21 protein-coding genes are annotated in these 24495 nt (G+C 69.2%); 5 read left to right on the top strand and 16 right to left on the bottom strand.

Annotation, left to right across the window (positions count from 1 at the left end; translation table 11 throughout):
- Positions 1 to 12: 12 nt before the first annotated feature.
- The 10 genes from Pme01_RS27690 to Pme01_RS27645 form a co-directional block, all read right to left on the bottom strand.
- Positions 13 to 1017: an alcohol dehydrogenase catalytic domain-containing protein gene (locus Pme01_RS27690; RefSeq protein WP_168117846.1), complete on the bottom strand. Its 1005-nt coding sequence runs from the start codon at positions 1015 to 1017 to the stop codon at positions 13 to 15.
- 94 nt (positions 1018 to 1111) lie between these two features.
- Positions 1112 to 2197 carry a nitrilase-related carbon-nitrogen hydrolase gene (locus Pme01_RS27685; protein ID WP_168117847.1) on the bottom strand — a complete coding sequence of 362 codons (1086 nt, stop codon included), beginning with the start codon at positions 2195 to 2197 and terminating at the stop codon, positions 1112 to 1114.
- Between the two features lie 408 nt (positions 2198 to 2605).
- Positions 2606 to 3607: a LacI family DNA-binding transcriptional regulator gene (locus tag Pme01_RS27680; RefSeq protein ID WP_168117848.1), complete on the bottom strand. Its 1002-nt coding sequence runs from the start codon at positions 3605 to 3607 to the stop codon at positions 2606 to 2608.
- Positions 3608 to 3824: 217 nt separating this feature from the next.
- Positions 3825 to 4529, bottom strand: coding sequence for a gluconate 2-dehydrogenase subunit 3 family protein (locus Pme01_RS27675; RefSeq protein ID WP_168117849.1), 705 nt, complete (start codon positions 4527 to 4529; stop codon positions 3825 to 3827).
- Complete coding sequence (locus tag Pme01_RS27670; RefSeq protein WP_168117850.1) at positions 4526 to 6181, bottom strand: GMC family oxidoreductase; 1656 nt, start codon at positions 6179 to 6181, stop codon at positions 4526 to 4528. Before Pme01_RS27670 ends, Pme01_RS27675 begins: the two co-directional genes overlap by 4 nt.
- Before the next feature lie 55 nt (positions 6182 to 6236).
- Entirely contained in the window at positions 6237 to 7316 is a 1080-nt protein-coding gene (locus tag Pme01_RS27665; protein WP_168117851.1) for an ABC transporter permease, read from the bottom strand.
- Positions 7317 to 7366: 50 nt separating this feature from the next.
- Positions 7367 to 8416: an ABC transporter permease gene (locus tag Pme01_RS27660; RefSeq protein WP_203935920.1), complete on the bottom strand. Its 1050-nt coding sequence runs from the start codon at positions 8414 to 8416 to the stop codon at positions 7367 to 7369.
- Positions 8413 to 9945 carry a sugar ABC transporter ATP-binding protein gene (locus Pme01_RS27655; RefSeq protein WP_203935919.1) on the bottom strand — a complete coding sequence of 511 codons (1533 nt, stop codon included), beginning with the start codon at positions 9943 to 9945 and terminating at the stop codon, positions 8413 to 8415. The genes Pme01_RS27660 and Pme01_RS27655 overlap by 4 nt, the downstream gene beginning before the upstream one ends.
- Before the next feature lie 164 nt (positions 9946 to 10109).
- Positions 10110 to 11153: a substrate-binding domain-containing protein gene (locus Pme01_RS27650; protein ID WP_203935918.1), complete on the bottom strand. Its 1044-nt coding sequence runs from the start codon at positions 11151 to 11153 to the stop codon at positions 10110 to 10112.
- A gap of 714 nt (positions 11154 to 11867) precedes the next feature.
- Positions 11868 to 12728, bottom strand: coding sequence for a class II fructose-bisphosphate aldolase (locus tag Pme01_RS27645; RefSeq protein WP_168117853.1), 861 nt, complete (start codon positions 12726 to 12728; stop codon positions 11868 to 11870).
- Positions 12729 to 12882: 154 nt separating this feature from the next.
- Here Pme01_RS27645 and Pme01_RS27640 point away from each other — a divergent pair, with 154 nt between their 5' ends.
- The 3 genes from Pme01_RS27640 to pfkB all read left to right on the top strand — a co-directional run bounded on the left by Pme01_RS27640 (position 12883) and on the right by pfkB (position 16032).
- Positions 12883 to 14220: an FGGY-family carbohydrate kinase gene (locus Pme01_RS27640; RefSeq protein ID WP_168117854.1), complete on the top strand. Its 1338-nt coding sequence runs from the start codon at positions 12883 to 12885 to the stop codon at positions 14218 to 14220.
- Between the two features lie 97 nt (positions 14221 to 14317).
- Complete coding sequence (locus Pme01_RS27635; RefSeq protein WP_239088505.1) at positions 14318 to 15097, top strand: DeoR/GlpR family DNA-binding transcription regulator; 780 nt, start codon at positions 14318 to 14320, stop codon at positions 15095 to 15097.
- Positions 15094 to 16032, top strand: a complete 939-nt coding sequence (pfkB, locus tag Pme01_RS27630; protein WP_168117856.1) for a 1-phosphofructokinase — start codon at positions 15094 to 15096, stop codon at positions 16030 to 16032. Before Pme01_RS27635 ends, pfkB begins: the two co-directional genes overlap by 4 nt.
- A gap of 301 nt (positions 16033 to 16333) precedes the next feature.
- Here pfkB and Pme01_RS27625 read toward each other — a convergent pair whose 3' ends face one another.
- Entirely contained in the window at positions 16334 to 16768 is a 435-nt protein-coding gene (locus tag Pme01_RS27625; RefSeq protein WP_168117857.1) for a hypothetical protein, read from the bottom strand.
- Positions 16765 to 18357, bottom strand: coding sequence for a GMC family oxidoreductase (locus Pme01_RS27620; protein ID WP_203935917.1), 1593 nt, complete (start codon positions 18355 to 18357; stop codon positions 16765 to 16767). The genes Pme01_RS27625 and Pme01_RS27620 overlap by 4 nt, the downstream gene beginning before the upstream one ends.
- A gap of 253 nt (positions 18358 to 18610) precedes the next feature.
- Between Pme01_RS27620 and Pme01_RS27615 the strand changes: the two genes are divergently transcribed.
- A complete protein-coding gene (locus Pme01_RS27615) occupies positions 18611 to 18910 on the top strand; it encodes a hypothetical protein (protein WP_203935916.1) in 300 nt (99 codons plus the stop codon).
- Complete coding sequence (locus tag Pme01_RS27610) at positions 18907 to 20493, top strand: DHA2 family efflux MFS transporter permease subunit (RefSeq protein WP_168117859.1); 1587 nt, start codon at positions 18907 to 18909, stop codon at positions 20491 to 20493. The genes Pme01_RS27615 and Pme01_RS27610 overlap by 4 nt, the downstream gene beginning before the upstream one ends.
- An 88-nt stretch (positions 20494 to 20581) precedes the next feature.
- Here the strand turns inward: Pme01_RS27610 and Pme01_RS27605 are convergent, their stop codons facing one another.
- The 4 genes from Pme01_RS27605 to Pme01_RS27590 form a co-directional block, all read right to left on the bottom strand.
- Entirely contained in the window at positions 20582 to 21640 is a 1059-nt protein-coding gene (locus Pme01_RS27605) for a magnesium and cobalt transport protein CorA (protein ID WP_203935915.1), read from the bottom strand.
- 645 nt (positions 21641 to 22285) lie between these two features.
- On the bottom strand, positions 22286 to 22819 hold the full coding sequence (locus Pme01_RS31280) for an FAD-dependent monooxygenase (protein WP_275408574.1): 534 nt from the start codon (positions 22817 to 22819) through the stop codon (positions 22286 to 22288).
- 177 nt (positions 22820 to 22996) lie between these two features.
- Positions 22997 to 23614, bottom strand: a complete 618-nt coding sequence (locus tag Pme01_RS27595; protein WP_168117861.1) for a hypothetical protein — start codon at positions 23612 to 23614, stop codon at positions 22997 to 22999.
- A 72-nt stretch (positions 23615 to 23686) separates the two neighbouring features.
- On the bottom strand, positions 23687 to 24319 hold the full coding sequence (locus Pme01_RS27590) for an SGNH/GDSL hydrolase family protein (RefSeq protein ID WP_239088504.1): 633 nt from the start codon (positions 24317 to 24319) through the stop codon (positions 23687 to 23689).
- Positions 24320 to 24495: the final 176 nt, after the last annotated feature.

Genomic DNA, 24495 nt, shown 5'->3' with positions numbered 1-24495 from the left:
TTGTGGGCGAACTTACGGAACGAGGACGGCGCGCGCCTTGACCTGGCCGGCCTTGAGCATCGCCAGCACCTCGTTGGCCTCGGCGAGCGGATAGTCGGCGTGGACCGAGCGCAGCTTGCCGGCGGCGGCGAGGTCGAGGACGTCGCGCATCTGCTGGCGGTTGCCCAGCACCGAGCCGACAACGGTCCGCTCGTCACCGATGTCGAGCAGGCCGACGTTCTGGGCGACACCCAGGACGATCCGCCCGCCCGGCTTGACGACGCGCATCGCTTCGGCGACCGAGGCGTCCGACGGCGCGAACACGATCGCGGCGTCCATCGCGTTGTCGGTGAGGTTGTTGCCACCCGAGCCCTTGGGGCTGTACGAGGCGACCGCGCCCAGCTCCTCGGCCACGCCCTGGTGCACCGAGCTACGGGTCACGGCGTACACGCCGGCGCCGGTGAGGGCGGCCATCTGGATCACCATGTGGCCCACGCCGCCGACGCCCAGCACGGCGACCTTCTGGCCGGGGGTCAGGTGTGCCTTGGACACCGAGCCGTACGCGGTGATGCCGGGGCAGAACAGCGGTGCGGCCTCCTCGAAGGAGAGGTTGTCCGGCAGCGGGTACGCATACGCCGACTCGGCGAGCATGTACTCGGCGTAGCCGCCGTCGAGGGTCTCCCCCGTGATCTGCCGCTGGCGGCACAGCTGCTCGCGGCCGGAGAAGCAGTACTCGCAGACCCCGCAGGTCTTCCAGATCGGCTGGACGCCGACCCGGTCGCCGACCTTGAGGTGCGTGACGGCCGAGCCGACCGACGAGACCGTACCCACGACCTCGTGGCCGGGGATGATCGGGAAGGACGCCGGGGTGTTGGGCAGCCAGTCACCTTCGACCATGTGCAGGTTGGAGCGGCAGACACCGCACGCGCCCACCTTGATGACGATCTGGGTCGCCGACGGGGTGGGGTCGGCCACCTCGCGCAGCGTCAGCGGCTTGCTCTCGATCGGGCCGGTTTGTTCGAGTAGGGCTGCCTTCATGTATGTGCTCCTCAAGAAAGGCGATAGACGCCGCTCGACCCTTCCAGCGATGACGCGTACTGGAAGGGTCGAGCGTTCTACATGGTCGAAAAGGTCAGGCCGAGGGCGGGGTGATGATGCCCCGCTCGACGAGCTTGTCGATGTTGCCCTGGCGACGTACGCCCTCGCGGGCCAGCCAGCCCTCCTGCGGCAGCTCCTCGACGTACTGGTGCTTCTCGTAGATGGGCTGCTCGTAGATGGCCGCGTACTGCTCGGTGCGCAGGTCCTTGAACCAGTTCATGACGCCGTTCTGCGCGCGGGCACGGCGCAGCGCCTCGATGTCGATGACGCAGCTGACGAACGAGTCGCCGGGGACCACGCCCTCCTGGCGGGCGACGACGTGGCCCTTGCTGTCCACGATCATCGACCGGCCGCCGAACAGGTCGAACATGGTCCCGTCGTCGTAGCACTGCGGGCCCAGGTTCGGCGAGACCACGTAGGTCTGGTTGAACATGGCGTGGGCGCGGTTCTGCAGCTCCCACATGCCCTGGCTGGTCTGCGGGTCGATCAGCGTGGCCCGGATGATGATCTCCGCGCCGTTCATCGCCAGACCGCGGGAGGTCTCCGGGTAGGCACCCTCGTGGCAGATGATGTAGCCGATGTTGCCGATCTCGGTCTTGGCGACCGGGAAGATGGCGTCGAGGACGTTGCCGTTGCCCTTCTTGGCCACCCACTCGTCGTAGATGTCGTGGGGGTTGGTGGTGCCCAGCGCGCCACCCTCGTAGGCGTCGCTGGTGGACTTGGCCCGCTTGTAGATGACCTCGCCCTCGGGGTTGATGATGAACGCCACGTTGAACAGGTGACCCGGGAAGTCCTCGTCGGTCACGAACAGCAGCTCGGCGGCGATGTAGGTGTTCAGCTCGCGGGCCTTTGCCGCCAGGACGTCGGTCTCCGGGCCGGGGACGGTCGTGGCGAACGACGCGTGGGCCTCCCGGTTGCCGGCCTTGAAGTCCTCCGGCATGCCCTGGATGGCCATCTCGGGCAGCACGACCAGCTTGACCGGCGCGCCCTCGGTGGCGGCGGTGCGGACCGCCATGTCCATGAAGTTGCAGATGCGCTTGGCGCTTTCGACGGCGTCTTCGCGCTTCTTCATCGTGACGATGCGCGGCGAGATCGCCACCACTCCGTACGGCTCAACCACAGTCAGTTTCCTCCTGACTCATGCGCCTCAGCGGTATGCCGCTCGGCACTCTTCTTACAAGCGCGTCGTTGCTCGGTACGGGTGCGGTTTCACACCAGCGACGCTGCACGACGTGGATTGGTGATGCTCGGGCGGGCTACGTCCGCAGAGGCTGCGCCGCCGCGCCCCGGCACTCCGGGGCTTAGGTAATCGATGTCACGGCCTCGAAACAACACCGTAAACACCTCCATCTGACGTGTCAAGCAGTTCGGCGTACGGGGCGGACGGGGACGGAAATGCAGCGGTCGGACACCCGGAACCATCGCGAAATCCCTGTATCGCGACGCCCTCCGCGCCTCTGCGAAGACACGGTGGGACCGCCGATGGCGTCGGCGGTGGGCCGCCCGCGCATCGGCCGAAGCCTGACCGTCACGCCCCGGCGCCACCGCCGCTCGGGACGATCTCGCCTGATCCACGGGGAACCAGACGCAGCGGGATGACCGTGTTGACCGGGTCGCTGTGGTCGCCGTCCAGCCGGGCGAAGAGCCGCTCGGCCGCGAGCCGGCCGAGAAGTTCCGGCGACTGCTCGAGCACGGTGATCGCCGGCGACAGGACGTCGGCCAGGGCGAAGTCGCCGAACGACACCATGGCGATGTCGGTGCGTTTCCGGTCGTGAAGCACCTTCACCGCCCCCAGCGAGGTCTCCGACCGGGCGCTGAAGATCGCGGTCGGTGGCTCGTCGAGGTCCAGGAACTCGCAGGTACGTGCCCGGGCCATCGCCGCGTCGGAACAGTCGGTGGCGACGAGTTCGCCCACCACGGGAAGGCCGGACTCCTGGAGCGCGTCCACGTAGCCCGCGTGCCGGTTACGGGAGGTCTCGACCCCCAGGTCGTCGCTGATGAACGCGACCCGCTGATGACCGTAGCGAAGCAGATGACGCACGGCCGTCCGCGCGCCGCCGCGGTCGTCGAACGTCACGACGTCCGCCGGGAAGTTCCCGGGGTGGCGGTCCACGAAGACGACCGGGGTGCCGGTGGACGCCAGGTACGACAGGTCCGAGGTGTGCGGCGTGATGATCAGGCCGGCGACCCGGCGCTGCTGGAGGCTGTCGACGATGGCTGCCTCGCGGTTCGGCAGTCGCCGGTTGCTCGTCACGATGACGTTCAGGCCGCGACGGAGCGCGGCGAGTTCGATCTCGCTGATGACGGCCGCGAAGAACGGGTCGGCGATCGACTCCACGATGACACCGATCGTGTCGTCCACACCGCGGCGCAACGACCTGGCCAGCAGGTCGACGCGGTACCCCAGGCGGTCCACCGCCTCCTCCACCCGCCGGCGGGTCTCCGCCGACACCCGTGGATCGCCGTTGATCACGCGCGACGCGGTCTTGGCGCTCGTCTCGGCAGCGGCGGCGACGTCACTGAGTCGCACCGGTTTCTTCATCCAGACACCCCCGCCGCCCTCACCACGTGGAATGAGGTAATCGTTGTTACGCCTGGGGTCACCCAGACGTCCATCTGTGCTCATAGACGTTGATGTGTCGATGTTAGGTCACCGTTCATCGTTGCCGGGCTCGCCGTCGGCGCCCGGGCTCACCATCCCAGACGCCGTCCTGCTCCGCAGCGGAGCGGACCGGCGACGGTGGAGGTCAGGACGCGTCCGCCCCTCTCAGGTGCGGAATGAGGTCGCGCCAGTCGTAGTCCTGCACGTAGTACCCGCGCACGCTGTACGTGCCGTCCATGGTGTCCTTCAGGGACTCCGGGCCGGGGAACCCGATCACCCGCCAGCCGACCCGGCCGGCGTTGCCGCCGTAGACCGGGTCGCCGTAGAAGCCCTGCCGGGTGTGTGCCACGAGGGCGTCGAAGAAGGCCAGGCCGTCGTCGAACGCGTACACCTGGATGGTGGGGTTTCCCCCGTCGCCGGTGAGCGCGACGGGCGCCGGCTTCGGCGCGCCGGACAGCTGTTCCAGGACCGCGTCCCGGTCGGTGTCGGACAGCGACACGAAGTCCGACCCGAAGCGCTCACGGGCTCCTGCGTCGAGGTCGCGGACGCCCTGGCGGTAGGTCGCCTGCAGATCCGCGATCCGCGCCCGCCAGGCGTCGGCGAGCTTGCCGCTCATCCGCAGGAACCCGCTGCCGTCCGCGGCGGCGTACACGTAGTCGATGCCGGACAGGTACCGGTCGATGAACCGTACCGCGCCCGCCTCGCGCGCGCCGGGGTCGTGATCCGTGGGGATGATGCGGGCGCAGGCCGCCTCGATCGTGTCCCACTCGTGGTCGTCGAAGAACAGCCGCTCGTCAGAGCCGGGATCCGCCGGTACTCCGACGACGGGCCAGTCAGCCATGGAGGTCATCGCTGAGCACCCTCCTTCGCGTGGACCTGGGAGATGTAGTCGGCGCACCGCCACGCGTTGGCCATGATGGTCAGCGTGGGGTTGACCCCGGTGGCCGTCGGGAAGCTCGCGCCGTCGAGCACGTACAGGTTGTCGACGTCGTGCGCCCGGCACCACTTGTCGAGGACGGTCTTCGCCGGGTCGTTGCCCATGCGCACCGTGCCGTGCTGGTGACAGGTGTTGCCGCTGGCGCGACCGCGCTCCAGGTAGACCGGGATCGTCTTCCAGGCGCCCGCCGCCTCGAGGATCTCGACGTTCTTGTCGACCTGCCACTTCGCCAGGCGGATGTCGTTGGGGTGCGCCTGGTGGGTGATCCGGGCGGCCGGCAGGCCCCACGCGTCCTTGACCACCGGGTCGAGGTCCACCCGGTTCGACTCGACCGGCATGTCGTGCAGGGTGTGGCCGATCTTCATGGCGTGGTTGTAGAAGTCGCGGTCGGCGTCCTTGGCCGCGCTCCCCCATGACGGCCGGCCCGGGAAGTTCCAGTTGATCGGCTGGCCGACGTGTGACGCGCCGATCAGGGCGCCGCCGATGTGGCCACGGTCGTAGTCGGTCTCGTAGAACTGGAAGGAGCCGCCGCTGATGTAGTTGCCCGGGAAGCCGTACAGCGGCTCGGAGTCGTTGAACAGGCCGACGGCGAACAGGTACTCGTGGAACGTCGCGTTGCGCCCGACCTGCCCGCTCGAGTTGGCGAGGCCGTCGGGGTGCTGCCGCGACGTCGACAGCAGCATCAGCCGCGCCGACTCGACCGCGCCGAGGCACAGCAGGACGAGGCTCGCCTCCTGCTCGATCTCCCGGCCGTCGGCGTCGAGGTACACGACCCCGCGGGCGCGGCCGTCGGGGCCGACCGTCACCTCGCGTACGTAGCACTCCGCCCGCAGTTCGAGGTTTCCGGTGGCGAGCGCCTCCGGTACGAACGTGTCCAGCGTCGACGAGCGCATCCCGCTCGGGTCGCCGTACCCGTTCCAGAAGCTGGTCCAGTTGGAGGGGGTCCGGCCGCGGAACGGCTTGGTGATCAGGGCCTGCGGGATCGGCATCGCGTTGATGCCCAGCTTCTCGCACGCGGAGTAGAAGCGTCTGCCGGCCCGGGTCGGTGGCGCCGGCGGCGTCGGGTACGGCGTGCTGCGGTACGGCTCGTACGCGTCCGCGCCGTCCAGGCCGGCACAGCCGAAGGCCCACTCCACCTTGGACAGGTACGGCTCGAGGTCGTCGTACGTGATCGGCCAGTCGGCGAGGCTGGCGCCCTCGACGTCGCCGTGCAGGGTCCGCATCATGAAGTCCGACGGGCGGGGCCGCGGCAGCCAGCCCGCCCAGTGCACCGTTCCGCCGCCGACCATCTGCGGCACCATCGAGAACGGCGTCGGCACGGCCGTCTCGGTCTCGTCCATGCGCACCGTACGGGGGTTGACCCGCGGGTCCGACCACAGGTAGGTCCGGTTGAGGAACTTGATCTCGTCACCGGAGAAGTGCTCGCGTGGCCGTAGCCACGGCCCGCGCTCCAGGCCGACCACCTTCAGGCCGGCTTCGCACAGCACCTTCGCGGCGGTGGCACCGGACGCGCCCATGCCGACGATGAGGACGTCGACCGGGTCGGGCTTCCTCGCGTACTCCATGAAGCTCCCTCTCAACCGGAGCGGGCCGGGACGGTGCCCCGACCCGCTGGTGACGTCATGCGCTCGCTGCTGCCAGCTTCCGGGAGCTGCGGGCCTGGTACACCTTGTCCAGCACGACGGCCAGGACGAGGATCGTGCCCTTGATCAGGTACTGGTTGAAGGAGGGGACGTTCATCATGTCCAGGCCGGTGTCGATCTCGCTGACGAGGATCGCGGCCAGGACGGTGCCGAGGATCGAGCCCCGGCCGCCGGACAGGCTGGTGCCGCCGATCACCGCGACCATGATGACCTCGAGCTCGTAGCCGGTCGCCGCCAGCGGTGACGCCGACGACAGGCGGCCGGTCAGGATCAGGCCGCCGAGGCCCGCCAGCAGCCCGCTGAGCGCGAACACGATCACGACCGTCCGACGGACGTTGATGCCGGCCAGCCGGGCGTTGTCGGCGTTGCCGCCCAGGACGAACAGGGTCCGGCCGAAGGGCGTCGCCTTGAGGACGAACGCGATCAGCGCGGCGAGCACGACGAACAGAACCGTGATCGCCGGGACCGGCCCGTAGTTAGTGAGGCCGAACCAGTCGAACAGCGGATCGGAGAACGTGACCCCGGCGGTGTTGGAGCTGCCGATCGCCCAGGCGATCATCAGATAGGTCAGCCCTCGCGCCACGCTCATCATGCCGAGCGTGACCGCGAACGGCGCGAGCTTCAGCCGCGAGATCAGCGACCCACTGACGGCGCCGAGGATCGCCGTCACCGCAAGGGCGATCAGCACGGCGAGGACGGCCGGGAGCTTGACCGGGTTGGCGGCGCTGAACGCGGTGCCGAGCAGCCCGGCGCCGATCGCGCCGCCGAGCGCCATCATGGACCCGACCGACAGGTCGATGCCGCCGAGCGATCCGGTGGCGATGATGACGACCGTCATGCCCAGGCCGACGATGCCGAACATCGAGGCGCTGCGCAGCAGGTTCTCGATGCTGCTCAGGGACAGGAACTCCGGCGACCGGCTGACGAACCCGGCCGCGAGCAGGACGATCAGCACGACCAGCGCCAGTTGCTGTCCCTGTACGGGCAGCCGGCGGCCGGCCTTGGGCTTGCTCGCCTCGGTCTTTCGCCCCGCAGTCTCTACTACCGACGTCGACATCTACCTGCTCCTGCTCTCTGCCACGGTGAACCGAAGCGACCTCGACGCGCTCATGACCGCCTCCGGCGACGGGCGATCCCGTCGAGGCTGATCGCCGCCAGCAGCACCAGACCGGTGACGACGTACTGCACCTGCGTCGAGGCCCCGAACAGGTTGAGCGCGTTCTGGATGACGCCGACGGTGAAGACGCCGATGAGGCTGCTGATGACCGAGCCGCGGCCACCGACGAGGCTCGTACCGCCGATCACGACCCCGGAGATCGCGATCAGCTCGTACCCGCTGCCGTTGACGGTGTCGGCGCTGGCGAGCCGCGACGTCAGGATGACTCCCGCCAGACCGGCGAGAAGGCCCAGGAGCGTGTACACGAAGATCTTCGTCCGGTCGACCTTCAGCCCGGACAGGCGGGCCGCTTCCGGGTTGCCGCCGATGGCGTAGATGGCGCGGCCGACCGACATGCGCCGCGAGATCCACCAGAGCACGGCGACCACGATCGCGAACAGCCAGACCGGCGTCGGGATCCCGAGCAGCGCACCCTGTCCGATGAACGCGAAGGCGTGCGGCATGGGGTCGAAGTGGACCGGGTAGCCGCCCGTGAACAGGTACAGCAGGCCCTTGACGAAGATCATCGAGCCGAGGGTGGCCATGAACGGCTCGATCTTGGTCTTGGTGATGATCAGACCGTTGATGAATCCGATGAGGCTGCCGACGGCGAGTCCGACGAGGACGGCCAGCGGTACCGGCAGCTTGAAGTCGGTGACGAAGTGGGAGTTGCTGGCGGACCCGGCGACCAGCGACGCGGTGACCGCCCCGACCAGCCCGACGGTGGAGCCGACCGACAGGTCGATGCCGCCGGTGATGATGACCAGGGTCATGCCCGCGGCGATGATGCCGGTGATGGACACGACGCGGGCGATGTCGAGGAAGTTGGAGAACGACAGGAACGCCGGCGAGACGAGGCTCAGGACGATCACGAGGCCCACCAGCACGACGGCGCTGGCGATGTTCTCGAGCTGAATGTTGAACTTCGCCAGGCCGCGCTTGGGCGCTTCGACGACCTTGCGGTCCACCTGCTGGCGGTCCGCCTGCGCGGTGGTGCTCACGCGTTCGACCCTTCTATCGTTGGCTCGAGGTCTCTCGCCGGCTCGAGGTCTCTCGTCGGCTCAAGGCCCGAGGCGTACATGACGATCGCCTCTTCGCTGAAGTCCTCCCGGGCGAGCTCACCGGCGATCCGTCCTTCGTGCATGACGAGGATGCGGTCGCTCATGCCCATGACCTCGGGCAGGTCCGAGGAGATCATGATGATCGTCGCGCCCTCGCCGGCCAGGTCGTTGAGCAGTCCGTGGATGGCGGCCCGGGCGCCGACGTCGACGCCGCGGGTGGGCTCGTCCACGATGAGGATCTTCGAGCCGGCGAACAGCCACTTCGCCAGCACCACCTTCTGCTGGTTGCCGCCGCTCAGCCGGCCGGTCTCCTGCTCGGCGCGCGGCGGGTAGACCTGCAGGTCCTGGACGAGTTTGCGGGCCGCCTGCTTCTCGCCGCCCCGGTCGAGCTGACCGAACCGGCTCACCTTCGACAGGCTGGCGAGGCTGATGTTGTGCGCGTTGCTCATCGACAGGACCGCGCCCTGGTGCTTGCGGTCCTCGGGTACCAGGCCGATGCCGTTCCGGATGGCGGCGCCCGGCGAGTCCACCCTGACCTTCTCGCCCTCGACGAAGATCTCGCCGGCGGTGATCGGATCGGCGCCGAAGACGGCCCGGGCCAGCTCGGTACGGCCGGAGCCGACGAGCCCGGCGATGCCCAGGATCTCGCCCCGGTGCGCGGTCAGGCTGACGTCCTTGAGCTTCGGGGTCGACAGGTTGGACACCCGCAGGGTCTCGCGGCCCCGCTCGTGCTCGGTCTTCGGGAAGAGCTCCGACAGCTCGCGCCCCACCATCATCGTGGCCAGCGTGTGCGAGCTGGTCGTCCTGGCGTCGACGGTGTTCACGATCTTCCCGTCGCGCAGGATGGTGGCCCGGTCGCAGATCTCGGCGACCTCGTGCAGGCGGTGCGAGACGTAGAGGACGGAGACGCCGTCGGCCTTCAACGCCCGCATCAGGGTGAAGAGCCGCTCGATCTCCGATTCGGTCAGCGACGCCGTCGGCTCGTCCATCGTGATGATCCGGGCGTTCATCGACAGCGCCTTGGCGATCTCGACGAGCTCCTGCTCGGCGGTGCCCAGGCGGCCGACGATCGTACGCGGGTCGATCTTCACCGCGAGGCGTTCGAGGATCTCACCGGCCTGCCGGTAGCAGGCGGCCCAGTCGACCAGCCAGGGTAGGCCCTTGCGGCGGGGCAGGCGGCCGAGGAAGACGTTCTCCGCGACGGTGAGGTACGGCAGGACGCTCAGTTCCTGGTGGATGAAGGCCAGACCGGCGTCCTGCGCCTGCTTCGGCCCGGCGAACTCGACCGGCCCGCCGTCGATGTGGATGGAGCCGGTGTCGCGCTGGAGCACCCCGTTGAGGATGTTCAGCAGCGTCGACTTGCCGGCACCGTTCTCGCCCAGCAGCCCCAGGACCTCGCCGCGCCCGACCTCGAGATCGACGCCGTGGAGTACCTGGACGTTGCCGTACGACTTGGTTATGCCCTCCATGCGCAGGAGGGGCTGTGGAACCGATGAAGCGACCATGGCACGCCCCCTTTCTCGTACTCCCCGTTGGCGGTCGGTCGACAAGGTGCCCTTCCCGCTCACCACCGGCCGTCGGCGAGCGGGAAGGGGCGGTGCGGATTGCTGTCCGCGATGCAGAGCCGGGGCTGTTACCAGCCGACGAACATCGGGTCGTTCATGTTGCTGGAATCGACACCGAAGAAGTCCGGCTTCACCCAGGGCATGCCCTCGTACTCGACGAGAGCGGCCTTGCGGCCCTCGTACTCCTGGTTGCCGAATTCCGGCTTCTGGCCCTTGAGCTTCTGAGCCATCAGCCGGGTGCCGATGACGCCCTCGTCCTTGGGGAAGAAGATGCCGTCGTAGTCGATCTGGCCCTTGCGCAGAATGTCCAGGGCGTTCTTGTCACCGTCACAGCTGATGATCTTCAAGCCCTCGCGGCGACCGGAGTTGTTGATCGCCTGGATGCCACCGAACAGCATCTCGTCGGCCATGTAGTAGATGGCGTCGAGCTCACCCTTGGGGAAGCGCTGGAGGATGGCCTCGGTCACCTGCTGTCCACCGCTGCGCTTGAAGTCGCCGTCCGCCTTGTAGACCACCTGGATGCCCGGGTTCTGGGCGATGACCTTGTAGAACGCCCCGCCTCGGTCGACCGTCGAGCCGGCGCCGGCGGTGCCCTCGACGACGGCGATCTTGCCCTTGCCGTTCAGCGCCTTGACGACCTGCTCACCGCCGACCGTGCCGGACTTGACCATGTCCCAGCTGACCAGGAAGTCCCACTTGATGCCCGAACCCTTGGTCTCCATCCGCCGGTCGACAATCGCGAACGGTACCTTCGCCGCGTTGACCTTCTTGACCGCCGGGATCATCGGGTCGGAGACTGCCGGGGTCAGGATGATCCCGTCGACCTTCTGCGCCAGGAAGTTGTTGATCTGCTGGGTCTGGACGGCGGGGTCGTTCTTGCCGTCCGCGAGGATGACCTTCACGCCCTGCTTGGCGGCCTCCTCCTTGATCCCCTCCATCATGAGCTGGTAGACGGGGTGGTCGAAGTAGGCGACCGACCAGCCGATCGTGATCTCCTTGTTGCCGGACTTCGAGCCCGACGACGTGCCACACGCCGTCGCCGTGGCGAGGACGGCGGCCGCCGCGGCGGCCAAGGAGACGCGTCGCGTCATCCTTGCGTCGAAGATTGACATGCGGTGGATCCTTCCGAGGAATGTGTCGTTGTGGGGGATGTGCCTCTTAACCCGCTGATTCACCGCTGCCCCGGCTGCCTTCGTCCGCGACCCGGGTTCTGGTGTCACGCCGTTGGTTCACATGGGAGCGCGGGTCCAATCAGCGACGTTCGACGCCGCACTGTTCCGGTCGTCCATGGCCGTTACGGTCACGGAAAGGTAATCGATGTCACCGGCAAGTGCACCCAAGCTAGGTATCGCGACCGGGGATGTCAAGCCTCTGCAGACCGTGATCCTCCGGGTGCGCCACCAGGTCGTTCTCAACCGGCCTCATCCGTCCCGTCGCTCCACGATTTCCCTTGTGCCACAGGCGTTTCAGGGCTTTCGCGGCAGGCGTGACGCATCGGCCCACCTACCCGACCACCGGGTCGAGCAAGCCGACCGACCGGCTCGGCGACGGCCCGCGGAACGACGCGTCGTATGTGGGCACGACGCGCGCACCGCGACACCGGCGCACGCGCCAGTCGCTCCCGTCGGACCGATCACCGTGGAACAGGACGGTCGCCCTGGTCGGGCCACCACTGTCCGCACGACTCACCCCCTCGGAGGTCACCATTCGAGATGAGGTAATCGATGTCACATCAGGGTGGTTAGAACTTAGACACGCGGATTTAACATGTCAAGGGTTGTCGCCACACCGTGTTCTTGTTATCCCGAGCGACGCCGACCCTGCGCTCAGGACGCGCTCGCGCCGGCGTCCCCGGCGCCGGTGAGGACCGTCAGCAGACGCCGCACGACGGCCGTCATCTCCACCCGCGCGGGGGCGAGGTACTTGCGCGGGTCGACCAGCGACGGATCGCGCAGGGTGTCCCGGACCGCGCCGGTGAAGGCGACGTTCAGGATCGTGCCGATGTTGACCTTGACGATGCCGGCGGCGACGGCCTCGCGCAGCTCGTCGTCGGCGACGCCGGACGAGCCGTGCAGCACCAGCGGCACCGGTACGGCCTCGCGCAGCTTGCCGATCAGGCCGTGGTCGAGCTTGGCGGTACGGGTCGTCATGGCATGGGAGCTGCCGACCGCGACGGCGAGCGCGTCGACGCCGGTGGCGGCGACGTAGGCGGCGGCCTCCGCCGGATCGGTGCGGACGCCTGGAGCGTGCGCGCCGTCCTTGCCGCCGACCTCGCCCAGCTCCGCCTCCAGGTGCAGGCCGCGCTCGTGGGCCCACTCGGCGGCGGCGCGGGTGGCGGCGACGTTGGCGTCGTAGTCCAGCTTGGAGGCGTCGAACATGACCGAGCTCATCCCGGCGTCGGCGGCCTGGTGCAGCAGTGCGGTGTCCTCGACGTGGTCGAGGTGCAGCGAGACCGGTACGGCCGCGGACCGGGCGACCGCCGCCGCGGCGGCCGCGATGGGCGTCAGCCGGCCACCGTGGAACTTGACCGCGTTCTCGCTGATCTGCAGGATCACCGGCGCACCCGCCTGCTCCGCCCCGGTCACGATGGCCTCCGCGTGCTCAAGGGTGATGACGTTGAACGCCCCGGCGCCGACGCCCCGGGCACGGGCGGAGTCCACGATCTGCTGGGTACTGACGAGCGGCATCCACTGCCTCCGAGGTGACGGGCGCGAGACGTCTCGCGGGCGAATCGGGTGTGCCTTTTAGGAACATCAGTTCTCTTGACACCCCACCAACGAAACGCAACGATATCCACCGACTCACAACTAAGCAACGGGTCGGGACAGTAAGGCTGAGTGCATGGATCCACTGATCGTCGGCCTGGACGTGGGCACGACCACGAGCAAGGCCGTCGTGTTCACCACGAGCGGCCGACCCGTCAGCGAGGGCAAGGCGGTCACCCCGTGGGCCCTGACCGCACACGGGGCGGAGCTCGACGCCGTCGAACTGCTCGCCTCGGCCCGGGAAGCGTTGCGGCTGGCCCTGGCACAGGCCCCGGACGGCCCCGTGCTCGGCGTCGGCGTGACCAGCATGGGCGAGTCGGGCGTACTCCTGGACGCCCACGGCGTACCGCTGGCGCCCGTCATCGCCTGGCACGACACCCGCGACGGTGCCGAGGTCCGCGACCTGACGGCGGCGCTCGGCGAGGACCGCTTCGCCGGCCACACCGGACTGCCGCTTCGGGGTCAGTGGTCGCTGACCAAGCACCGCTGGCTGCTGGCACACCATCCACAGACCAGGGGTGCGGTGCGCCGGCTGAACATCGCCGAGTGGGTGGTGCGGGGGCTCGGCGGCGAGGAGTCGGCCGAGCAGTCACTGGCCTCACGTACCGGATGGTTCGAGCTGTCCACCCGGGACTGGTGGTCCGAGGCCCTGGAATGGTCGGGCGCCGCCCGCTCGCTGATGCCCGACGTCGTCACGGCGGGCACCCCCCTGGGCCGGGTCAGTGACGAGGTGGGCATCCCCCGCCTGACCGGCGCGGTCCTGACCGTCGCCGGCCACGACCACCAGGCCGCGACCGTCGGCGCGGACGCCGCCGGACCCGGCGACGAGCTGGACTCGTGCGGCACCGCCGAGGCGCTGGTCCGTACGGTACCGGCCGGCCTCGTCGACACGGCAGCCGTCGCGTCCCTCGCCAAGGGCGGGATCACGACCGGCTGGCACGTACTGGCCGACCGGTGGTGCCTGCTCGGCGGTACGCAGGGCGGGCTTGCCCTGCAACGGGTTCTGCGCCTGCTCGGCCGTACGTCCGCCGATGTCAGCGAACTCGACCGCGAGGCGCTGACCCGCCACACTCCCACCGTGACCGTCAGCGGCGCCGATACCGACGAGCTGCGCATCTCCGGTATGACCAACGGCGTCGGCCCGGCAGACCTGTGGCGCGCCGCACTGGAGGCCGTCACCGCGGAAGCCGACCAGATCCACTCCGCGATGTCCGCGGTCGTCGGCGGTCACCAGGCGCTCGTGGTCACCGGCGGGTGGTCGCGCAGCAGGGCTTTGCTCGAGGTGAAGCGCAGGGTCCTGGGTCCCCTGCGGAACCCCGATGTGGCCGAGGCCGGCGCCCGTGGCGCCGCGCTGCTGGCCGGTCAGGCCGCGGGCGTCTACGCCGGACGGGAGCAGTTCCCGCCCCTTGACTGAGCAGGTCGTCAAACGAAGGAGCAGCTGGCATGAGCACGCGTACGACCAGCGGCGGCGCGACGCGGCACGCTCTCGCCCACCGGGCCGGGGGCGCGGCGTGAGCACGCCCGAGCGGGTCCCCTATGCCGCGCAACGCAAGCAGGCCATCATCACGGAGCTCCGCGCCACCGGGCGGATCGACGCCGCCGACATCGCGGCCCAGCTCGGCGTCACCCAGGAGACGGTACGCAAGGACCTCATCGGACTCGAACAGCAGGGCCTGCTACGCCGGGTGCACGGCGGCGCCGTGCCCGTGGAACAGCTCTCCTTCGAGCCGGCGGTGTCGACCCGCACGTACTACTCCGAGGAGAAGACCCGGATCGCGCGGGCGGCGCTCGCCCATCTGCCCACCCGTGGGTCCGTCCTCATCGACGCCGGGTCGACCAACGCCCGCCTCGCGGAGCTGTTCCCGGCCGACCGGGAACTGACCGTCTACACCAACACCCTGTCGATCGCGCTCACGCTCGCCACCCGTGCCCGGCTCACGGTCATCACGCTCGGCGGCCGGGTCCGTCCACTGACGCTCGCCGGAGTCGACGACTGGGCCGCGCGCGCCCTGAGCGAGATCAACGTCGACGTCGCGTTCCTCGGCACGAACGCGATCTCCGTGGAGCGCGGCCTGACCACGCCCGACCCCGCGGAGGCCGCGATCAAGCGCCTCATGCTCGCGAGCGCCCGGCGGCGGATCCTCCTCGCCGATCACAGCAAGGTCGGCGCCGTCAGCCTGTGCAAGCACGGAGAGCTGTCCGACATCGACCTGCTCATCACCGACACCGGCCTGTCCGCCGCCGACCTGAAAACCCTGCAGGCCACCGGCCTCGAAGTGGAGCAGACGTGATCATCACCGTTACCCCCAACCCGAGCGTCGACCGCACCGTCTTCGTCGACGCGCTGCCCAGGGGCGCGGTCATCCGCAGCCGGCGCAGCCGCAGCGAGCCCAGCGGCAAGGGGGTCAACGTCGCGCTGGCCCTGCGCGCGCACGGCCACGACGTCGTCGCGGTACTGCCGGTGGGTGGCGCCGTGGGCAGCCAGATCATGACGATGCTCGACACCGCCGACATCCCCCTCATCACCGTCCCCATCGACGGTGACATCCGCAGCAACGTCAGCCTGGTGGAGCCCGACGGCACCGTCACCAAGATCAACGAAGCCGGGCCGGCCCTCAGCCCGGCCGAGGCCCGGGCCCTGGCCGTCGCGGCCCTTGAGAAGGCCGACGGCGCGAGCTGGCTCGCCGGGTGCGGCAGCCTGCCCGCCGGCCTGCCGGAGGACTTCTACGCGCAGCTGACGGCCGACGCCCACCGCCGCGGCGTCAAGGTGGCCGTCGACAGCTCGGGCGCCGCCCTACGCGCGGCGCTCCCGGCCGGCCCCGACCTCGTCAAGCCCAACGCCCACGAACTGGCCGAGGTCGTCGAACGCCCCCTGAAGACGTTCGGAGACGTCGTCGACGCGGCCACCGTCCTGCGCGAGCGCGGCGCCCGATCGGTACTGGCGAGCCTCGGCGCCGACGGCGCGATCCTCGTCGACGACGACGGCGTGCACCACGGGATCGCACCGGTGACCCGGGTGGTGAGCGCGGTCGGTGCCGGTGACGCGCTGCTCGCCGGCTTCCTGGCGGCCGGTGGAAGCGGCGTCGACGCCCTGCGTACCGCCCTGACGTGGGGAGCCGCGGCAGTCCAGCACGAGGGGACCCTCTTCTCCGCCGCCGACCCGGGCGTCACGGTCACCGTCGACGACGTCATCGACCGCGCGCGGCCCCTGGCCGAACCGGCCTGACGATGTCTGCGTCGGCAGTCTCGCCGGGTAGGCGCGGGCGCCTGAGCGCCCGCTGCGCTGGACGAAGGCCGCGCGGCACGGGGCACTCCGCCGCATGCTTTGCTCTGCTCCCGGATGGGCGACAGGGCAGGACCGCCTGCCGTTGCCTATCCGGGAGCAGAGCAAAGCGTGTGGATGCCGGCCAGTCAGGTCTGGCGCCGGGCCTTTCGCGAGGGCAACAGGCGCACTTCGAGTACGCCTGACGGTCGCCCCTCGGGGGCGAGAGCCGCGCGGGTTGGCCGCTCCGACCTCACTCTCGTGATCAGGCCTGTCGGTAGACCGGCCCCCGACCGATGACCGGGGCGAGGATGTCGTCCTCGAGGTAGTACTCGGCTTCGCCGTCCGCCGCGGGCATCCGGCGCGGTGCGATACCCGGGTATCCCAGGGCCTGACGCACCGCGGGGTTCATGAAGTAGGCACCGCTGACGGCGAACGCGAACGCGTCGAAGACGTCCGTACGCTCGATCCGCAGCCTCTCGAGCACCTCACCGGGCGCACCCTCGACGGCCAGGACGTGTGCGACGGCGTCGGCCAGGTCGGGGTTCGCGGCCAGCGTACGGTTGATCCACTGGCCCGCCACGTCGGCGTCGCTCGCGGACGGAAGGCCGGACCCGCCCGGGATCAGGACGTCGGCCAGCGTGGCGAGGCGGGCCCGCGACGCGTCACCCAGTTCGTCCGAGAGGTTGACGACCGTCACGACCCGACCTCCTGGTTGCGAGCGTTGGATGCGATGTGGGTGGCGGTGCGCTTGGCCAGGGCGCAGATCGTGGCCGTCGGGTTCACGCCCGTCGAGGTGGTGAACACGCTCGCGTCGATGATGTACAGGTTCGGTACGTCGTGCGCCCGGCCGAACCGGTCGACGACCGACGTGGCGGGGTCGTCGCCCATCTTCGCGGTACCGGTGTTGTGACCGGTCATGAAGTTGCGCCCGGCGACCCAGGTCCTCAGGGCGCCGGCAGCCTCATGGGCCTCCAGGCTCCTGGCCAGGTTGAAGTCGATGATCTTGTTCGTGTTCTCGGAGACCCGGTACCGCACCTTCGCCGCCGGCAGACCGTCGGAGTCGGTGAGCGTGGGGTGCAGCGAGACGGCGTTCGTCTCCTCCGGGAGGTCCTCCGGAACGATGTGCCACTGCAGCATGCGCACGAACGACTTCATCCGGTCGGCCGAGCCGTCGCCCCAGAGCGCCTCACCGGCGAGGCTGCCCCTGTCGGTCCACTTCTCGGCCGCTTCGAGGGGCCCGGCGATGGGGAGCAGTGCCCACTTCGCGCCGCGTACGAAGCCGCGGGAGGAGTCCGTCTCGTAGAACTGCATGGAGCCGATGTGCTCACCGGCGGGCCCGAGCCAGTTCTCCAGGTCGTCGTCGTAGACGCCGACGGACGCGGCGTACGGGTGGAGCATGAGCCGCTTACCGACCAGGCCGGACGAGTTCGCCAGGCCGTCGGGGAACCGCTCGGACGCCGACATCAGCAGCAGCCGGGGAGTTCCGATGCCGCCGGCCGCCATGAGGACGACCGAGGCTGCCTGGAAGTGCTCCACGCCGTCCCGGAGGTAGACGGCCCCGTTGGCGCGGCCGCGTTCGTCGACGGTGACCCGGGCGACCCGGGCGCGGGTGATGACCTCGGCTCCCAGCGCCACGGCGTCCCGCCAGTGGGTGACGTCGGTGGAGGACTTGGCACCCTCCGGGCAGCCCATCCGGCAGATGCCGTAGCGGACGCACTTGCCTTCGTGGGTACGGTTCTGCGTCGGGATGGAGTTGGTGCCGGGCCACCAGTGCCAGCCCAGCTTGTTCATACCCTCGGCCATCGTCCGGCCGGTCCGGTGGATCGGCGCGGCCGGCATCGGCGGCTCGAACCCCGGCGGGTACGCGGGGTTGCCGGCCAGGCCGGAGACGCTCATCTCACGCTCGACGGCCTGGTAGTACGGGAGGAGCTCGTCGTAGCTGATGGGCCAGTCGTCGGCGACGCCGTCGAGGGTCCGCGCCCGGAAGTCCGACGGCAGGGCCCGCGCCCAGATGCCGCCGTAGAGCACACTCGAGCCGCCCACCCCGTTGTACAGCCATACCGGCAGGTCGGCCTCGGTGGTGTCCACCGGGTAGTCCTCGCGACGGCCACGGACGTTCGGGCTCGGGTGCCAGTTCTTGGACCCTAGCAACTCGTACTCGGGCTTGTTGCCCGGCAGGCTGCCCGGATCGACCCAGGTGCCCTGTTCGAGGGCCACCACCGTGAATCCCGCCTCGGCCAGGTGTCTGGCCGCGATCCCGGCCGCGGTTCCCGCTCCAACGATCAAGACATCTGCAGGATCTTGCCTGGAACCCAAACCAACCACTCCCATGCGCGGCCTTGCGTCGGCCGCAAGCGTCACCGACCGCCCGGCTGGCGTTGCTTGCAAACAGTTGGGAACTGTTGCAAGTCATTGGATTCCTGTCAAGCCCCGCTGGCGACCACCGGGCCGGTTGACGAACTGCCGGACGTGCCGGGACTGTGGGGCTCGGTGGGGGCGAGATGTTGTATATTGCCCGTATTGCCATGGTTGAAAATCCGTGATCAGACCATTGGCGTGCTGGCCGGTGGGCCGCTGTTCAGCGCACCAGGCGCTGCTGTTCCGCCTGTGGAGCGCCGATGTCACGATGTTCTCCCACACCATGCCGTCGCTGGCAGGCGAGGAGGCAGAGGAGAAGCTGGCTGCCCGCGGCATCAGCGTGGTGGACGGCGAGGTGGCATCCCTGAAGGCCGTAGAGGACGCCTCGTGGGATGACCTATTGCAAAGACACGGTGCCGCGCGCGGCGTAGCGCGCGAACGATCACCTTATCCGCCAGGTTTACCAGGAGATTTGCTGTGAGCAGCCAACCCGCGGCAGCACCGAACAAGCTCGATGCTGCCGTACTGAAAATCGCCGGGGTCGTTGTCCTCGGCGCGATCATGTCGATCCTCGACGTCACGGTGGTCAGCGTCGCGCTGCCCACCTTCCAGACCGAGTTCGACGCCTCGTACGCCCAGGTCGCCTGGACGATGACCGGCTACACGCTGGCGCTCGCCACGGTCATTCCGCTGACCGGCTGGGCCGCCGACCGCTTCGGTACGAAGCGGCTCTACATGACCGCGCTCGTGCTCTTCACGCTCGGCTCCGTCCTTTGCGCCACCGCCGACTCGATCGGCCAGCTCATCGGCTACCGGGTGCTGCAGGGCCTCGGTGGCGGCATGCTGATGCCGCTCGGCATGACGATCATGACACGGGCGGCCGGTCCGGAGCGGATCGGCCGGCTGATGGCCGTGCTGGGCATCCCGATGCTTCTCGGCCCGATCGGCGGCCCGATCCTGGGCGGCTGGCTCATCGACATCGCGAGCTGGCAATGGATCTTCCTGATCAACCTGCCGATCGGCCTCATCACGCTGATCTATGCACAGTGGGCGCTGGCCAAGGACAACCCGGAGCCGTCCGAGTCGTTCGACTTCATCGGCATGCTGATGCTCTCGCCGGGTCTGGCCCTCTTCCTGTACGGCGTGTCGTCGCTGCCAGAGGCCGGCACGGTCGCCGACAACAAGGTGTGGCTGCCCATGCTGGTCGGCGGCCTGCTGGTCGTCGGGTTCGTCCTCTACTCGTTCAAGCCGAAGCATCCGCTGCTCGATCTGCGACTGCTGCGCGACCGTAACCTGACGGTCGCGTCCGTGACGCTGGCCGTGTTCACGGTCGCGTTCATGGGCGCCGGCCTGCTGTTCCCTAGCTACTTCCTGCAGGTGCGCGGTGAGTCGACACTCGACGCCGGTCTGCTGATGGCGCCGCAGGGCATCGGCGCGATGGTGACCATGCCGATCGCCGGCATGCTGGCCGACCGCATCCCGGTCGGCCGGACGGTGCCGTTCGCGCTGGCGCTGATGGCGGCAGGCTTCTTCACGTTCACCCAGGTCGGCACGGACACGTCGTACTGGCTGCTGTGCGGCTCACTGTTCGTGATGGGCCTCGGCATGGGCGGCACGATGATGCCGATCATGACGTCGGCGCTGAAGACGCTCACCAACCACGAGGTGGCGCGCGGCTCGACACTGCTGAACATCCTCCAGCAGATCGCCGGCTCGGTCGGCTCGGCGATCATGTCGGTGATCCTGACCAGTGAACTGAACGGCTCCCCGGCCATCCCGGGCGCCGTCAACCCGCAGACCGGCGGGACGGTCTCCGAGGCCGGGCTCGCGATTGCGGTCGCGCAGAACCCGGCACTGGCCCAGCAGTTCCCGGTCGATCCGGGGATGCTGCAGCGCGGCCTGGAGTTCGTGGCCGACTCGTTCGCCACGACGTTCGGGGTGGGCTTCGTGCTGATCCTTGCGACCTTCATCCCGGTGTTCTTCCTGCCGCGCAAGCGCCAGGAGTCCCACCTGCGCGACCACGAACAGGGCGGCGACCGGGTCGCACCAGTGGTGATTCACTGATTCACGCGCGGCGTGGGGCCCGCTCAGGCCCCACGCCGCCATCATCGTGAACACCACGACGCCCCAGGGCCGGTGTCGGCCGGTGTGCTCACAGCCAGCCGCGGCGTTTGAACACCAGGTACAGGCTGACGCAGACAGCGGCCATCAGTGCGAGCGCAAAGGGGTAGCCGACCCTCCAGCGCAGTTCGGGCATGTACTCGAAGTTCATGCCGTAGATCGTTCCGATCAGGGTGGGGGCGAACAGGATGGCGGCCCAGGCGGAGATCTTCTTGATCTCTTCGTTCTGGGCGTAGCTGGCCTCGGTGAGGTGTTTGATCTCCTCGTTCTGTGCCTGGGAGACGAGGGTGGCGTTGAGCGTCAGAATGTCGGCGAGGGTCTGGCGGAAGACGTCGACGCGTTCAGCCGCCGTCGTGGCGTGGTCGGCCACGTCGCCGAGATAGCGGCGCAACTCCTCGTCCGTGCCGTACTTGTCGAACCCGGCCGCGAGTCCGTTCAGGATGGTCAGCAGCGGTCGGGCGGCGCGCTGGAACTCGATCACTTCGCGGGACAGTTCATAGATGCGTCGGGTCACCCTCGGGTCGCCGCGGAACACCTCGGTCTCGATCTCGTCGATGTCGTGTTGGAGGCCGGCGACCACGGGCGCGTAGCCGTCCACGACGCTGTCGAGGATGGCGTAGAGGACCGCTTCGGGACCGCGACGCAGCAGGTCGGGATCGCCTTCCAGGCGGTGGCGCACGGCGGCGAGGTCGGGGGCCTCGCCGTGCCGGACAGTGATCACGAAGTTGGGGCCGACGAACACGTGGAGCTCGCTGAAGTCGACCTCTTCGACGTCGTCGAGGTAGCGGGCGGCGCGTAGGACCACGAACAGGGTGTCGCCGTAGCGTTCCAGCTTGGGCCGCTGGTGGGCGACGATCGCGTCCTCCACGGCGAGTTCATGCAGCCCGAACTCCTCGGCGATGGCCAGCAACTGGACCGGAGCAGGCCGGTACAGCCCGATCCAGGCCATCACGCCGGGCTGCTCACGCAGCCGCTGGTACGTCTCGGCCAGGGTGGGCGGGCTGTCGACCCGATGCCCGTCCCGGTAGATCGCCGAGCTGACCATGTTCTGGTCCACCGGCGCGGCGACCGCTGCGGCCCGCGGATCCATCGACAACTCCGGCGCCGAGGGCGGACGCCGGTCGTTGGCGCGGCGCCGAAGACGCTTTGACGGAGTCCGAGCACGCGACGGCCAGTCGGACATGGCACCACCCTCTATTGCGAAGACGCGGACGAACGAACAGCGCGAGCGAAGATCTGACCTATGGCCGTCGGTGCCGGCACCGCGGGCGGCGTTCCAGACGACACCTCCGGCGGAGGCGCGGTCACCGGAGCGTCAGCGGGGACTGGGAGGCTGGCTGCTACTCATCGCAGGCCCCACCTCCCGATATCGTCGCGTCCACGACACACTGATCTTACCGGAGGCCGGCCTTGCGGACGGCGGCGCAACCCAGCACGGCGTGGTCGAGTTGGCGGTCACCACCCGCACGATCGCCCTGGTGGCTGGCTACCGGCATGCGCCCCCGGGACGCCAACGAGCGTGTCGCGTACCCGGTACGCCTTCCCGGACGAGTTGCAGCCGCGGCTTCGGCCCGTCGGTGCGTCCGCTCAGCGGCCGGCGGCTGCCGGCCTGCAGTGCGCCCGCCCGACACCGCACAGGTCGGCTCGGCCGGCCAGCAGCAGGGAGTTCACGTCGTCGTACGAGCTGATGACCCCCACCGCGATGGTCGCGATGCCGACCCGGTTGCGGATCGCGTCAGCGTACGGCGTCTGGTACGAGCGGCCGAACGCCGGCTTCTCCAGTGGCGTGACCTGCCCGGTCGACACGTCGATCGCGTCCGCGCCGGCCTCCGCGAACGCGGCGGCGCTCCAGGCTCGCCTGCGCGGCGCGTTGGGTGGAGAGTACGACCGGCTTGCGCTCGGCCTCGCAGGCCGTGAGCGCCGCCTCGACGGTCGGATGCTCATGCAGGCACGCCGCGAGCGCCAAGGCGTCCTCCATGGCGAGCTTCGTCCCCGAGCCGATGGAGAAGTGGGCGGTGTGCGCGGCGTCGCCGAGCAGCACCACGTTGCCGTGCCGCCAGCTGGAGTTGCGTACCGTCGCGAAGCTGATCCACCTCGAGTTGGTCGCGTGTACCTCGTGCCCGTCGAGGATGTCTGCGAACAGCTCGCGCACCCGGGCGATCGAGGCGGTGTCGCTGTACCCGGGCGGGAGTAGCCGGAAGCGCTGCAGCTTGCCCGTGTTCGTACGCGGGAGCGCTGTACGACCGTCGGGAGCCGGTTGCGGCCGCATCGGCGCGTCCCCGGCGCAGGTTCTCTCCTGCGCTGACCATGCCGGAGTTGCTCGCCTGGCTGCACCGCGATGACCGAGTCACCGAGACGAGCGGGCTGTCGCACGGTTCGCCACCGACCGGCCGGGACCAGCCATGCCGTCAGGACCACCGCCATCCTGCTCAACGCCGGATGCTCTTCAGCGTCTCCTCAGCTGAAGGGGGCAGGGTGGAAAGGGTGTCCGACGACCGCCGTTGAGCACGGCAGGAGGGTTCGCCATGAAGCCGATCAGTCGACTCGTGCTGGCAGTTACGGCTGGCACGGCCCTAGCGCTCGGCGGAGGGGCCGGCGAGGCATGGGCCCAGGAGTCGCCAACCCCGGCACCGAGCCCGACGACCACGCCCAGCCCGACGACTGTTCCCAGCCCCACGATGGCGCCGAGCCCGACGACCGTGGTCGTCCCACCCGCGTCTCCCGGCGGCCCGTCCTCGACCATGACCACGACCGTGCCCAGCCCCACCACCACGCCGAGCCCGACCACGGTGCCCAGCCCGACAACGGGTACGACCTCACCCAGCGCGCCGGGCTTGACGATCTCACCCGCCGCGCCGGGCCTGACGACTGTTCCCAGCCCCACGATGGTGCCGAGCCCGACCACCGTGGTCATCCCGCCCACCTCTCCCGGCGGCCCGTCCTCGACCATGACCACGACCGTGCCCAGCCCCACGATGGTGCCGAGCCCGACCACCGTCCCCAGCCCCACCACGACGCAGCGATGATCGTCTCTCGCACCGGCCCTGCCGACCGTCGAGTTCACGCAAGCACCGTGCCCTACCCAGTGCCGTAACCGAACGTGGTAACCGGCACGGACGGCTAGCGCGGACGGGGTTTATCCAACCTTGTCGGTCCGACCGCAGGCGTCGGCTGCAGCCCGCACGACCGGCGCCAGCGCCTTGGCGATCATCGCGTAGCCGGCGCTGGACGGGTGGAACCGGTCGTGGGCAAACAGGGCAGGATCAGTGGCGAAGATTGCCGATGTTGACCCCTGCTGGTCAGCGATACGGCCGCCTGCGCCGAGGACCGCCTGCTCCTGGGCCTGCCGTAGCAGCGCACTGCCGGCCTGGACCAGATCTCGCATCGCGGGCGGCACCTGCGGTAGGACGCTCAGATCGGGTGCCGGCGCGACGACCACCTCCGCCTCGGCGGCGCGTAGTTGCCGCACCGCGTCGCCCAGGTCCGCGGCGGCCGAAGCGGGCGGGACGAGGTGGGTCAGGTCGTTGGCGCCAATAATGATCACCACGATGCCCGGCTGCCACAATCGTGCAGACTGGACCTGCCGGGCGAGGTCAGCGCTTCGTGCTCCGGGTACGGCGAACGTTCGCCACTGCGCTTGCAGGCCGCACGCGGTCAAGTCACGGGCGAGACTAGGCCCGAGCGCGTCGGTGGGCTGGGCCGCACCGACGCCGTAGGCGATCGAGTCACCAAGGATTGCGAGTCGAAGAGTCATCAGGTCGTTCAACACCGCAATACCCCTGGGAATGCCCTGGGCCGGCGACGGTTTTCGGACCTTTCTTCGACATCTAGAAGGTCCGTCCGTGAGATTCGTCGGTCGGATCCGGGTCTTTTCGCAGAATCAGGATCGTGTGCGAGCTACCTCACGAACGAAAAAGGGGCGCCCCCTCGGGGCGCCCCTTTTTT

This window comes from Planosporangium mesophilum, from assembly GCF_016863255.1.
Taxonomy (GTDB): Bacteria; Actinomycetota; Actinomycetes; order Mycobacteriales; family Micromonosporaceae; genus Planosporangium; species Planosporangium mesophilum.
The sequence above is the reverse complement of the archived record's forward strand: the minus strand, read 5'-3'. Positions and strand labels throughout refer to the sequence as shown.